Annotated in this window: 11 protein-coding genes; 7 read left to right on the top strand and 4 right to left on the bottom strand. The window is 43.8% G+C overall.

Features of this window, described 5'->3' with window-relative positions; translation table 11 throughout:
* Positions 1 to 6: 6 nt before the first annotated feature.
* Together FHW36_RS03025 and FHW36_RS03020 are read left to right on the top strand one after the other, a co-directional pair.
* Positions 7 to 1326 carry an outer membrane beta-barrel protein gene (locus FHW36_RS03025; RefSeq protein WP_145662014.1) on the top strand — a complete coding sequence of 440 codons (1320 nt, stop codon included), beginning with the start codon at positions 7 to 9 and terminating at the stop codon, positions 1324 to 1326.
* Positions 1327 to 1429: 103 nt separating this feature from the next.
* Positions 1430 to 1852 (top strand): hypothetical protein, encoded by a 423-nt coding sequence (locus tag FHW36_RS03020; RefSeq protein WP_145662012.1) that lies wholly within the window; start codon positions 1430 to 1432, stop codon positions 1850 to 1852.
* On the opposite strand, the gene cls is transcribed toward FHW36_RS03020, so the two are convergent.
* The 3 genes from cls to FHW36_RS03005 all read right to left on the bottom strand — a co-directional run bounded on the left by cls (position 1847) and on the right by FHW36_RS03005 (position 6582).
* Positions 1847 to 3325 (bottom strand): cardiolipin synthase, encoded by a 1479-nt coding sequence (gene cls, locus FHW36_RS03015; protein WP_186452285.1) that lies wholly within the window; start codon positions 3323 to 3325, stop codon positions 1847 to 1849. The genes FHW36_RS03020 and cls overlap by 6 nt on opposite strands.
* A gap of 37 nt (positions 3326 to 3362) precedes the next feature.
* Positions 3363 to 4316 carry a carotenoid biosynthesis protein gene (locus FHW36_RS03010; protein WP_145662008.1) on the bottom strand — a complete coding sequence of 318 codons (954 nt, stop codon included), beginning with the start codon at positions 4314 to 4316 and terminating at the stop codon, positions 3363 to 3365.
* A gap of 124 nt (positions 4317 to 4440) precedes the next feature.
* Positions 4441 to 6582 carry an alpha-galactosidase gene (locus FHW36_RS03005; RefSeq protein WP_145662005.1) on the bottom strand — a complete coding sequence of 714 codons (2142 nt, stop codon included), beginning with the start codon at positions 6580 to 6582 and terminating at the stop codon, positions 4441 to 4443.
* 215 nt (positions 6583 to 6797) lie between these two features.
* Here FHW36_RS03005 and FHW36_RS03000 point away from each other — a divergent pair, with 215 nt between their 5' ends.
* The gene (locus FHW36_RS03000) at positions 6798 to 9203 is read left to right on the top strand and encodes an ABC transporter permease (RefSeq protein WP_145662003.1); all 2406 of its coding nucleotides are present in this window, start codon (positions 6798 to 6800) and stop codon (positions 9201 to 9203) included.
* 94 nt (positions 9204 to 9297) lie between these two features.
* On the top strand, positions 9298 to 9840 hold the full coding sequence (locus tag FHW36_RS02995) for a hypothetical protein (RefSeq protein ID WP_145662001.1): 543 nt from the start codon (positions 9298 to 9300) through the stop codon (positions 9838 to 9840).
* A gap of 267 nt (positions 9841 to 10107) precedes the next feature.
* Here FHW36_RS02995 and FHW36_RS02990 read toward each other — a convergent pair whose 3' ends face one another.
* Positions 10108 to 10473, bottom strand: coding sequence for a winged helix-turn-helix transcriptional regulator (locus FHW36_RS02990; protein ID WP_145661998.1), 366 nt, complete (start codon positions 10471 to 10473; stop codon positions 10108 to 10110).
* A gap of 97 nt (positions 10474 to 10570) precedes the next feature.
* Here FHW36_RS02990 and FHW36_RS02985 point away from each other — a divergent pair, with 97 nt between their 5' ends.
* The 3 genes from FHW36_RS02985 to FHW36_RS02975 all read left to right on the top strand — a co-directional run bounded on the left by FHW36_RS02985 (position 10571) and on the right by FHW36_RS02975 (position 12821).
* Complete coding sequence (locus FHW36_RS02985; RefSeq protein ID WP_145661996.1) at positions 10571 to 11149, top strand: NAD(P)H-dependent oxidoreductase; 579 nt, start codon at positions 10571 to 10573, stop codon at positions 11147 to 11149.
* A 66-nt stretch (positions 11150 to 11215) separates the two neighbouring features.
* Positions 11216 to 12016, top strand: coding sequence for a lipid II flippase Amj family protein (locus tag FHW36_RS02980; RefSeq protein ID WP_145661994.1), 801 nt, complete (start codon positions 11216 to 11218; stop codon positions 12014 to 12016).
* Between the two features lie 229 nt (positions 12017 to 12245).
* Complete coding sequence (locus FHW36_RS02975) at positions 12246 to 12821, top strand: Crp/Fnr family transcriptional regulator (protein ID WP_145661992.1); 576 nt, start codon at positions 12246 to 12248, stop codon at positions 12819 to 12821.
* Positions 12822 to 12839: the final 18 nt, after the last annotated feature.

The following is a 12839-nucleotide window of genomic DNA, read 5'->3' as shown; positions in this document are numbered from 1 at the left end:
TAAACAATGAATGACGCGTTTGAAAATAGCATCCGGAATAAGCTGAATGAAGGAGATATTCCTTTTGACCAGGATGCGTGGACTAAAATGGAATCACTGCTGGATGGCAGGCGCAAAAAGCGGCCGGCCGCCTGGTGGTGGTTTATACTATTGCCAGTACTTGGAGGATTGGCCTGGTGGATAGTACAGATGCCAAAAGGGAGTAAACACCCGCAACAAACTGTTGTACAGGAAGTCCCTAAAGAAAATGCGTCTCAACAAATCACAACAAATAAACCAGTTACTACCAACAACACTACACCTGCAAATGAAAGTAGGCTATCCAGCCAACCGGGTCATGTACCGGGTGCTGATAGCCATCCATCTGCTATTCCGCAAACCACTGTGCATACAGGTAACCCTGTGGCAGCCAGCGGCAAAGGAAAAGCCGCTGCGCTGGTTATCCATCTCCCTACACCCGCTGCTGTTACCCGGCAGTTGAATCAGCAAGTGATTAACCCGGTTAATCCTCTCACAAAAAATCCAATATCAGGCAATGATATTCATAGTCCCGGTAAGGAAACTGTGAATACCAATATCACAGGTACGCCGCCGGCGATTTATACTGATATCTACCCTGTTAAAATAAAAAATGTTAATAACGGTAACGTATATACGAAAATTGGAAATATTCATGAAATCCCCGTTAATACAGCTATTCCTGCAACACAGGAAAATAAAATTAACAGGAGAAAAATAAATAGTAAGGGATTATATGTAGGTGTTACACTCGGTCCTGATCTGAATGTGGCGCCTTCCATGAACTACGGAAAAATTGGCTTCAATGCCGGCGTATTGGCGCATTATTATTTCAACAAACATTGGTTTGTAACTACAGGTGCAGTGTATAGCAAAAAAATATATGGTGCCACTGATAAGGATTATAATATACCGTCCGGTTATCCCAATACCTATGGATTGGTAAAAGTAAACGCCAACTGCGATGTGCTCGATATACCGGTGAATGTGAACTATACCTTTTTAGAAGTAAAAAATAATACAGTAAGTGCCACCCTGGGGCTCTCCAACTATTTTATGTTGAAAGAGAAATACCAGTATATCTATAAAACCTTGCCAACAGCAGAAAAGACTGTGGAGAATGAAAATCAGCATTACCTGGCTATCCTGAATGTAGGCGCGCTTTATCAGCATCCTGCCGGCAGGAAATTAATTATAGGTGTTCAACCTTATGCCAAAATACCACTTCGCGGAGTAGGGCTGGGCCAGGTAAAACTCTATTCTGCAGGAGTATCTCTTCAGGTTAACCTGGTAGGCAAAAAGCGCTGAACGGCGCTTTTGCTACCTTAAACAATCACCATTTTAGGTTGTTATCAATCATGGTAATGCCTGCTGTTTTTTGCAGGATTATTCATGCTAAAATGTATTGATTATGAGTAATAAAAATAAACCAGGTAAAAAGGCGACTAACTCCAACGATAAAGAACAGGAAGATTTTCCAGGATATCCTGAATACCCTTCCGGAGAAGATATTCTGAGCAAGCGAAACAGGGATATGGAGGTGGATGTAGACATCAATGCACTTACCGGCTCATTCCGCCATAACAGCGAATTGCCCAGTGAAAAAAAGAAACGTGCTGAAGGGGATGATGAGCAGGAAGAAACCTGGCGTAAGGATAAAGTGGGAGATGACCTGGATGTTCCGGGAGCCGAGTTAGATGATGACGACGAAGCTATAGGACAGGAAGATGAGGAAAATAATATTTATAGCATAGGTGGCGACCGGCATCAGGACCTGGAAGAAGACAACGGAGAATTTCTTGATTTCGATGATGAGGAAGATCGCAACTCATAGTAATGGCGTGAGTAAGCGGCATACTGCATCCATAAAACGCTTTAGCACATTGCGCTTATTCCAACGGGTTTCCTGTACAGGTACAGCATACAGGAGATCTTCATCGAAGGCCCGGTTTAATTTTGCCGCTACTTCCTGGTCATATATCAGCGCGCCAATTTCACAATTAAGATAAAAGCTGCGGTTATCGAAGTTTACAGAGCTTACCCAGGCAAGATTATTATCTATCACCATCGTTTTTGCATGAATAAAACCACGGGTATAGAAGAATATTTTCACGCCCGCAGCGAGCAAAGGTTTTATGTATGACAATGCCGCATGTTGTACGATATAAGAATCCCCTTTCAATGGTAACATGAGTTGTACATCTTTACCTGCCAGCGCTGCCATCTGCAAGGCTGTCAGCAATTCTTCCGTGGGGATGAAATAAGGATTGCTGATACGAATGCTCCTTTGCGCAATGTTGATGGCCATCAGGATCGTTTGCATAGCTATAGGCCATTCTGAATCCGGACCGCTGGCAACTATGTCTGTGAAACAGTTGCCAGTGAGCACTGACCGTTGGAAGAAGGGCTCTGCAAAGGGAAATATTTCTTTACTACAATACCGATAACTCATTAAGAACTGCAACTGCAGGATATTTACAGCATCTCCTTCAATACGTAAATGCGTGTCGCGCCAAAACGTAGGGTGTTTACCATTATTGATATAACGTTCATCCAAGTTGATGCCTCCTACAAATCCTACAGTGCCATCTACCACAATTATTTTCCGGTGATTGCGGTAATTGGCATTCAGGTAGAAATCGACCAGTACCGGTGAAAAGGTGTATACGCTGGCGCCCTGTTCGCGTAACCGTTTGGGAATATCTCCTATACGATCGCTTCCCATATCATCATAAATGAAACGCACCTGTACGCCGACATTTAATTTTTCGATCAATATTTCGGTGAGCTCATTGCCTACATCATCTGCCGTTACCATATAATACTCTATGTGGATATGGTGTTTAGCAGCCCTGAGTGCACTGAATACAGCCGGAAATTTTTCTTCTCCATTAATCAGCAATTGTACCTGGTTATTCTTACTGAGTACCGATTGCCGGGTGTTTAGCAACATGGCAGAAAGTTCCTGCTTACTACCCGCCTGTTGCCGTAGTTCCAGCTGCATTTGCTCCAGCTGGGCCCGCTGGGATTCCCAGTATCGTAAAAACAGCACTTCATCTTTACTGCCTTTTAGGGTAAACCGTCGTCTTTTACGCAGATCCCGGCCCAGGTAATAGTATACAATCAATCCTACGATAGGGATAAATACCAGCACCAGGATATAAGCAATCGCTTTAACCGGATTACGATTTTCTAGAAGAATAGTAGCCACCAACCCCACAAAAATGAGGATCAACAGCACAGTACTGCCTATTTTGATATAAAGATGCCATTCGTTGCCCGTAAGGTAGCCTATCAACGTTTTCACCAGCCGTAAGAGTTTAAACAGTTAGCAAGATATATTATTAACGTGTTGGAGCTAAAATGGTTATGTTTTTCTTTTTTGCCAACATAGGTAAATGTATTGCCGAAGCGAGTACCACGTTGCAGATGGAGAAAGCCATCATATAGCGGTTTTCTCCCGAAAAGCCTCCGAGGAACAGCCAGGCAAGAAAGTACATGTGGAACCATAATGGCACTATCCATGCTGCCAGCGGGAAGTAATGCGTGCCGGTCTGTTTCCTTTTGAAATAACCGGCAATCGTCAATAAAACGAATAGCGCCAGCAATGCCACCAATCGGTGTGCACTGGTGATACCAAAATATTGTTTTAGTAAATCAGCTATGGGAAACAGTGATAGCCACAATGCTACCTGTGAAATCAGGATGGAAAGTAGGGGGATAGCGGCTTTCCAGGAGGCGGTAATCAATCGTTTTTCCAGCAGCCGCCCAAAAAGTGAATAGAAGAAGACGACCAACAGCCAGCCATAGAAATTGGCGTACGGAACCCCAAACCATTGTCCTGTGAGGGCTTGAGCAGATAGTCCCTTGCTCTCCCAATCCCAATGCCACATATGCAGGCGGTAGGCCACTACATCCATGCTCAGGTCGATATTCAGCGCTAACAGGCTATCCAGTGCAGCTGCAGCCCAAACCGGCAGCCCAAAATTATCGGTAAACAAACGCGACGAATAAATGATCACTGCCCAGCCGCAGCCAATGCAAAGAGGGATATTGCGGGGGGCTGTACCCAACATTAGCCAAAATTGTCCGTAGCGATAACCGCTACTGGTAGTTACGTTTACGTATTCCAATAATAGCCCGAAGCCCAGTCCGCCCAATAGCCAGGAAATGTGGCCCACGCCTTTGCCACCTGCATGCCAGCCACAGATCAACAACAATACATACATACAGATTCCCGTGAGCGGAAAACAATATATTGGTGCATAGCCATAGGGCATATCGGAGAAAGGAAGCATGTGCCGGCATTTTGATGGGTTGAAGATAGTAAATCGAAAAGTATTATCCTGCGCTGTCAGCGTACATAAAAATGTCCTGCTTCCCCGGTTAAAGGGGGCGGCAGGACATGCTATTTTTGAGCCCTTATTCGGCCGTTATTTCGAGGATATTGCTGGTTAATGACCTACCACCACCTGGCGCCAATTGAATGCCTTCTTTCATCAGAAAATCACCGCTATACAGTTTATCCAGGTGAAATGAGGAGCGTGTGCCTGGAAACAGGTTGATTTCCCTGATACGGTATTGCTGTTGAGGATCGAGGCCCAGGAGTTTTACGGGCGTAAAAACATCGTTTTTGCCAACGTTCATCAGGTAGTTAAAAACAATTGTTTTCTTTTGGTCGTCGCTGGTGTACTGAAATACCGCCCTGTTTTCCTGGTAAGGAGAAACCAGCCGGTATAAGTTACCATACCATACAACATTACTGATACGCCTATACGTTTCTACCGCATCATGACTGAATTGCAGTTCTTTATCATTGAAGTCGCTTACTTTAATATCATAACCGAGCTTGCCCATCATGGCCACATCTGTGCGGAATTTAAGCGACTGATGACCCCAGTTGGTAATGTGTGCTGCCATGGTATTGGACGGAAAGAAGTGTGAATACCCATACTGGATATAAATTCTTTCAAGCCCATCGGTATTATCACTTGGCCAGAATTCCGTAAAATATTTCAGGGCGCCGTAGTCGGTACGTCCACCACCGCCGGAGCAAAGCATAATAGGCAGGTGTGGGTATTTAGCTCTTACCCTTTCGAACACTTTATATAGACTACGGGTATATTCTATAAAGAGATGTGATTGTTTTTCTTTCAGGTAGGGAGAATAAGTATTGGTGAGCAGGCGGTTGCAGTCCCATTTAATATAGGCGATTCCAGGATTTTCGGACATAGTTTTATCCACCACGCCGAATACAAAGTCCTGTACAGCAGGGTTGGTAAGGTCCAGGACCATCTGATTGCGGTAATAGTTTTCTGCGCGGTTAGGGAGGCGGAGTATCCAGTCGGGGTGTTTGGTATACAGTTCACTCCTGGGATTTACCATTTCCGGTTCCAGCCAGATACCGAATTTAATGCCCTGTTTTTCAGCCTCTTTTACGAGGTAGCCGAGTCCATGAGGGAGTTTGGCAGTATTGGGCTCCCAGTCGCCCAGACCGGCGTTATCCTCGTTGCGCGGAAATTTATTGGCAAACCAGCCGTCGTCGAGGAGGAACAGGTCTACACCCAATTGTTTGGCGCCGCCAAAGAGGCCTGTAAGACGTTGTTCGTTGAAGTCCATGCCGGTGGCTTCCCAGTTATTGAGCAGGGTAAGCCGGGGCCCATGTCCATCCAGTATCCCATAGTTTAGTGCCCAGTGTTGAAAGTTACGACTGGCCTGTCCTTTTCCTTTATCTGATAAAGTGAAGATAAAAGCGGGCGTAGTAAATACTTCCGCTGGTTTTAGCGTATAGTCGCTGGCATAAGGATTGATCCCGGCGTTGATATGGAGTGCGTTGCGTTCGTCTACTTCAAAGCCGAATTTAAAATTACCGGTCCAGGCGAGGGTGCCGGCCAGCACCGTTCCATTTTCCTCCTGTGCAGGCTGATCTACAGACAAAAGGAACATAGGAGACTGGTACATGTTGGCGCGGGTTCCCAGTTTGCTGTCCAGTATTTTCATGCCGGCAGTGAGGTATTGTTCCTGCATATTTACTTCTTTGGCCCAATCGCCGTGGAATTGGGTTAGCCAGTATTTTTCAGCATTTATATGCAGCATGGAAGAAGCATAGGCGGTAAGGAGAATTGGTTTTTTCTCGTTATGCTTTATTTCCGTCCATGCTTTGATAATATCTTCCTTGTCATAGGCTTCAAAATGCAGGGTAACCGTTACGGGGTATACAGGATCCTGGAGAGTAATGGTGGTAGCTGTAACGTTGGGTGCAGTTGGGACTGAGTTATGAGAAATGTATTTCAGTTCCAGGGATGGGTTTCCATCGTTGTGTACCACGCGGATGGCGGGATCGAGGAGGCTTTCCATACCAGCGGTGACGTAGGCTTCCTGTTGGTTTTTTACCAGGGTATCGGCATATTCGGGGTGGAGTTGTGGCCCGAAATATTGTTGTACCAGGCGCCCTTCCTGGTTTACGTGGTAAACGAGGCTGATGTTGTGGGTGGTAATGCGGATGTTCTGTGCGAATATCCTGACAGACAGCAGGATCAGGCTTATAGCCAGTAGTTTTTTCATACCAGATTATTTATCTACGAGGAATAAGCGTACAAAATACAAATAAAAGAGAATGTTGTATAGGGTATTTGTATGTACAGGGTGGGCAGAATATCCGTGCAAAAGTGGACGAATATTGTGCGTAATCGGACAATTGCAGCCATTTTGTTATTTGATTATCAATTAATTATGTTGCGGCATTTTTTTAGTCGAAAGCCAGTGTCAATCTTTGCATTATGATTAAAAACTACTTCCTGGTTGCCTGGCGGAACGTTATGAAACACCGTTTTTTTGCCTTGGTGAATGTTTGGGGACTGGCCATCGGAATCACATTTGTGTTAATGATTGGTGCTTATGCGTGGGGAGAGTTGCAGGTGAACCGATTCATTAAGAACAATGATCGTATTTTTCTCTTAAAAAGTAAATGGGCAAACCCAGAAATGGGGGTTGAATTTGCTACGTTAGGACCGCTCACAAAAGCGTTGCAGGATAATTACCCCAGCCTGATAGAAAAAGCATACGCGCATGATGCCATCATGGTGGTGGTTACAGTGGGGGATAAGCATTACCGGGAAGGAGTACACCCGGGAGATTCTACTTTTTTTGATGTGTTTAATTTCCCGGTATTATATGGGGATCCGCGTACAGCGCTGGATAAGCCCAATGCAGTGGTACTAACAGAAAAGAAAGCAAAGCAGTTTTTTGGGAAGACTGATATAGTAGGGCAGTTATTAAAAATACAATCGTTTGATGGCAGGAATGATAACTTTGAAGTAACTGCGGTCATCAAAGACTTACCATTTAATACGATTACGAATTATGCCAAGCCCGGGAATGAAATATTTCTTGCTCCGGCCAGTCTTCGTTATTTCGGGCGGACTTTTGGGTTCACCAGCTGGCAATCTCCCAATATAGTTGGATATGTATTACTGAAGCCTGGTGTGAAACCGGAGCAGTTGAAAGGGCCTTTGGCCACGTTGATTAAAACGAATGCCACTCCTGAAATACAGAAAGCATTGGAAGTGTACCCGGTTGCTTTAAAGGATTGTTATATGGGAATGTATAAAGGATTGGCGGGCCGGATGGTAGCGATTTTTTCCTATGTGGCTTTATTTATATTGTTGATGGCAATTATCAACTTTGTCAATATTTCGGTAGGTAATTCCTTAACGCGGCTGAAAGAAATAGGTGTAAGAAAGGCGATGGGTAGCAGAAGGTGGCAATTGATTTTCCAATTCATTACGGAATCGGTGCTCGTGGTGACGTTTGCCTTTGTTGTCTCCGTTGTTTTATTTTTTATACTGCGACCAATGTTTGCACAGTTGATTGGAAAAGAGCTTCCTTCGCCGGCATCTTTCCCGGTGTGGTTTGCGGTTTTGCCGGTGATGATTATCCTGGTTACCGGTTTGCTGGCTGGTTTGTACCCCGCATTTGTGTTATCTGCGCAGCCATCCGTAGCAGCATTGAAAGGGAAGTTAAAGAATGTCCAGGAGAAGTTGGTCTTCAGGCGTTCCCTGATCACCGTTCAATTTGTAACGGCGATCGTGGTGTTTATTGTTGCCATTGTGATAGATAAGCAGGTATCTTTTTTCTTTCATACAGATCTTGGCTATGATAAGGATCATATTGTTACAGTGCCGGTGCCGCGTGACTGGACCGCAACAGGTGTAAAGCATATGGAAAGAATGCGGGATGAATTCCGGGCTATGCCGGAGATAAAAGATGCGTCCTTTTCCTATGAAATTACCGACGGGTGGAGCAGTGGAGCATATATGGTTTACCGGGCAGAAAATGATTCCAGTACGGCGGTGTCTATGACCTCTATTATATCTGACGAGCGGTTTCCGGCAACGTACAACATTAAGATGAAAGAAGGCGCTTTTTATAGCGGGACTTCTGCTGATTCATCTAAATTAGTTATTACAGAAGCAGCGGCACGCTCGCTGGGGTGGAAGAATCCGGCCGATGCAATGAATAAGCCAGTGCGTATTCATAATATAAATACCGTGATGTATGTAAGTGGGGTGATGAAGGATTTTCATTTTGGTACCATGAAAGATGCCATTGCGCCGGTTTGCTTTATTGATGTGCGTTTCAATAATATTTACCGGTATCTTTCCTTCCGGTTTGTTCCAGGAAATCCTTCCAAACAGATAGCTGCATTGGAGCGCAAGTGGCGCGAGGTATTTTCAAATGCTCCGTTTGATTTTAAATTCCTGGATGATAGCATTGCACAGTTGTATGAAACAGAGTCGCAGATGCAAAAGGCGGCCAGGGTGGCTACCGTAGTATCCATGATGATAGTATTGCTGGGCGTATTGGGTATTGTAACCCTGAGTATTGCCAGGAGAAGTAAGGAAATGGGAATCCGTAAAGTATTGGGGGCTACCAGTGTTAATATTATATCGTTGTTTGTAAAGGAATTTTCCTGGATCATGGTTATTTCTAATGTGGTGGCCTGGCCACTGGCGTGGTACCTTTGCCATCGGTGGTTAATGGATTATGCATACAGCGTAGATATAGGAGTGGGGCCATTTTTAATAGTGGGCATGTTGCTGTTGGCGCTGGTATCTGTTGTAATAACGGGTATGACCAAGCGCCTGGCATCTACCAACCCGGTAAAAAGTCTTAGTACAGAATAAGGTCAATAAGTCATCCCGTTTTTTGTTGGAGAAAAAAAATTGCCTGTTAAGATTTGATTAACAGTTTGTGCTTTTTTTTATAGTTGTTTTGGGTATGAATTTTAACCCAAAGAAATTGTTTGTCATTGTTGGTTACCCCCACACAGGCAAAACGAAAACGCTGCAACAAATATTTCAAAGAAGATTATTCTTCCCCTTTAAGCAACCCATTCAGGCGCCTTCCCTGGGAGCTGCGCCCTTTATTGTTGTTAATAATTCAGACACCAACCATCGTTCGGACGACCAGCTGGCGCGAATAAGGTCAGCATTGCATTTCCATACCGAAACGGATACATCTTTCCTGATTCCGGCCAGCCTTGTATTTGATGATAGCATTAGAGATATGAAGGGAATACTGGCGTATTTGAACCGGTCGGGGCTGGACGTTCATTACCTGGTGCTGAGGAATAGCTGGTTCGACAAGCATGTCATCAGCGATGATGATTTATTGTTGCTGGAACAGCATGTAGAGAATGGAACCATCCATATACTGGATCGGTTGGTAACACAATCGAAATTACGTTTTGATGAGCGGGTGAAGGAAATAGAGGCGTTAATGCGGACTGTAGTGGAGAGCAGAGTACGATACTGCGAATGACACCAGGACAAAGGCAGGTAGGGTGTGTAGCGTAGTATCTGTACTCTGTATAAAGTGCTTCATTGCATTTTATTTTGAGGGGTTGTGGTTGTCGCCCGGGAGGGCGGCAACCTTCTTATCACGTAAAGGTTGGTAAGTACCTGTTGACTAGTAAAGGGAATTGAAATAATATTGGCTGCCCAACATATTAGCAACCTGGTAACTGACAACAGGTCCAGCCTGTACAGTTTTGTCAACTCTTATCTCAATAAGAAAGCGGGGTATCGGCTATTGTTTATCGAACAATGCTTTATGCTTTTTACCCCAGATTTCCAGTTGTTGGATGACAGGGGTTAGTTCATGGCCGATAGGCGTTAATTCGTACTCTACACGCACGGGTACTTCTGCGAAAATGGTTCTGGAGATTAATCCTTTTTCTTCCATTTTCCGTAGCTCCAGTGTCAACATCCGATCTGTGATGGCAGGCAGCTTTTTCTTCAAGGCGGCAAAACGCATTTTTCCTGCGCCCAGGTAACAGCAGATGGCCACCGTCCATTGCCCGTTGATCAGGTTGGAAGCATATATTTCAGGGCACTCTGCCTCCAGCAGCCGTTTGTTTTCATCGTGGGTTGATGTCGGTTTTATTTTGCTCATACTTACACTTTTGTTAGCTCCATACATTGGGCCTGCAGACCCGATTCCATCAGCAACTTAAATATTTTTGCACAGAGTTAAAAATAGATAGTAAGATATGAGCAAGATATTGGTGATAGTGATTCATCCAGATATGGAAACATCTGTAGTAAACAAAAAATGGGTAGCCGCATTGCAGCAATATCCCGATAAATACCGGGTACATGATTTATATACGGCCTACCCATCCGGTGAAATAGATGTTCAAAAAGAACAGGCGTTATTGGAAGAGCATGAAACCATTATTTTCCAGTTTCCGTTTTACTGGTTTAATTGTCCCCCGCTGCTAAAAAAATGGCTGGATGAGGTACTTATCCACGGCTGGGCATATGGCAGCAAGAGCGGGTATAAAATGAAGGATAAAAAGGTGGCGCTGGCCATTTCTGTGGGCATTGATGAGCAGGACTATACTGCTGACGGTAAGTACAAATACACGTTAAACGAGCTGACTACCCCCTTTGAAATAACCTTCCGGTATGTGCTGGCAGATTACCGGCCGTTGTTTGCTTTCTACGGACTGGAACATCGTGCCACCACCGAGAGGATTGAAAAGAGCGTGGAAATGTACCTGGATTTTATGGAGAAATTTCATGACACAGTAGCTGAACTATGTAAGGAGTATAACAGCTGTTCGTAAGACGAATCTTTCTTTTGAAGGATGGGTTGGAAGTAGTAATTTTAAGAGGCCTCACAAAAATTACTTATGTCTACCCAGATTATCTTTGTTCTTATTCTCACATTGCTGATAAACCTGATTACTACTTTGTCATATGCCGTACGGATTGTAGGCGTCAGAACCGGGAGAATAGCAATTACTTTTTCATTGTTTAACATATTGGTTTTATTCTCCCGTACGGCAAACACGCTGCAGGCGCCTTTATTAGCCAAAACGGTGGAACAGGATCTGCAGCAGCATATATCATCCAATATGCTGGTATTCAGGTATATTATATTCTCCTGTACGGCTGGATCTATTTTAGGCGCTTTTTTGATACCTACTTTTCAACGCTTACTATCCGGTGCGGTAGCTCACTTCAGCGTCCATAAATCTATACCCCGGCTATTTTACCTGGGATTTTCGGGAGCGGGCATGCTGTTTATAAAAGAAAGCCTGAAGATGCCCTCCCGGGAACACTTACTGGAGTTGCCGGATCAGCGCAATTTTCCCTGGCGTATTTTTTTATATAACCTGGCGGCAACAGCTGTGATCACCATTTCAGTTTTATCCTGTGTATATGCAGCCTACCTGAATCCCTCCTATAGAACAACCGCCAGTAATTTATCCGGCGTCATAAATGGGGTGGCAACGGTATTGATGGCGTTATTTATTGATCCGCATTTATCCATTCTTACTGATGACGTTGTATTGGGAAAGCTGGCAGAAAGTTCTTTCCGGAAGTATATCAGCTATATGGTGCTGGCCAGGGTAGGTGGGACCTTGCTTGCGCAATTGTTGTTTTTGCCTTGTGCACAATTGATCGCCTTGTTGGCAGAAAAAGTGTAGCCAGATTTTAAGGAAATTGATTTTTACGGGATAACCGCGTTTTCCTTCCATTAAAATACAGGACCTCCTTATTCACGACTTTCTTAGGTATCATGCCCTTAAACTGCAGGATGTATTGTCCGTCATTCAATAACTGTTTTCCTAATTATTGTAACTTTGCTCAACAACAGTGGTGATAATCGCTGCCTGTAGACCTAAAAGACAAGCGTTGCATAATCAACCATTTAAAATGAAGCATGAAAAATTAATCAGGTTTGTTGAAGGAAATGTTTCTCTTGACGAATTTGATATTGGTCTTATTGAAAATTATTTTGAACCCGTTACGGTTAGCAAAAACGAGCTTTTAGAAAAAGAAAATAGTATTGCTAATCATCTTTATTTTATTAATTCAGGTTATATAAGAGTATTCCACATTGAGAATGGAGTGGAGATAACAACCCATATTAATTGTCAGCTTAATTTTATTACTTCTTTCAATAGCTTCATTGCAGCTATACCCGCACAGGACAACGTCGAAAGCATTACTCCATGCAGTCTTTTAAAAATCTCGAAAAAAAATCTTGACGCACTTTATCAGCATAGTCAAAAGTGGACAAAGTTTTGCAAAAATATTTATGAACAATCCCTGACGTTTAACGAGCAGAGAATGAAGGATATTCTAACTCTTTCGGCAGAAAAACGCTATTTAAAACTAATTTCCACCCGACCGGAAATAATAAGGGATGTTCCACTTCAATATATCGCTTCATACATTGGAATAAAACCAGAATCTTTAAGCCGCATTCGCAGACAAGTGATTTCTTAACAATTATCAAGTATATTT

It is taken from the genome of Chitinophaga polysaccharea (assembly GCF_007829335.1).
GTDB lineage: Bacteria > Bacteroidota > Bacteroidia > Chitinophagales > Chitinophagaceae > Chitinophaga > Chitinophaga polysaccharea_B.
Note: the sequence above shows the minus strand (reverse complement) of the source record. Positions and strands in the feature narration are given on the sequence as shown.

Bases quoted from the DNA above. Each gene is read 5' to 3' on its own strand.
- FHW36_RS02995 (WP_145662001.1), top strand. From the start codon at position 9,298: ATGAATTTTAACCCAAAGAAATTGTTTGTCATTGTTGGTTACCCCCAC.
- FHW36_RS03005 (WP_145662005.1), bottom strand. From the start codon at position 6,582: ATGAAAAAACTACTGGCTATAAGCCTGATCCTGCTGTCTGTCAGGATA.
- FHW36_RS02985 (WP_145661996.1), top strand. From the start codon at position 10,571: ATGAGCAAGATATTGGTGATAGTGATTCATCCAGATATGGAAACATCT.
- FHW36_RS03025 (WP_145662014.1), top strand. From the start codon at position 7: ATGAATGACGCGTTTGAAAATAGCATCCGGAATAAGCTGAATGAAGGA.
- FHW36_RS02990 (WP_145661998.1), bottom strand. From the start codon at position 10,473: ATGAGCAAAATAAAACCGACATCAACCCACGATGAAAACAAACGGCTG.
- FHW36_RS02975 (WP_145661992.1), top strand. From the start codon at position 12,246: ATGAAGCATGAAAAATTAATCAGGTTTGTTGAAGGAAATGTTTCTCTT.
- FHW36_RS02980 (WP_145661994.1), top strand. From the start codon at position 11,216: ATGTCTACCCAGATTATCTTTGTTCTTATTCTCACATTGCTGATAAAC.
- FHW36_RS03010 (WP_145662008.1), bottom strand. From the start codon at position 4,316: ATGCTTCCTTTCTCCGATATGCCCTATGGCTATGCACCAATATATTGT.
- FHW36_RS03000 (WP_145662003.1), top strand. From the start codon at position 6,798: ATGATTAAAAACTACTTCCTGGTTGCCTGGCGGAACGTTATGAAACAC.
- FHW36_RS03020 (WP_145662012.1), top strand. From the start codon at position 1,430: ATGAGTAATAAAAATAAACCAGGTAAAAAGGCGACTAACTCCAACGAT.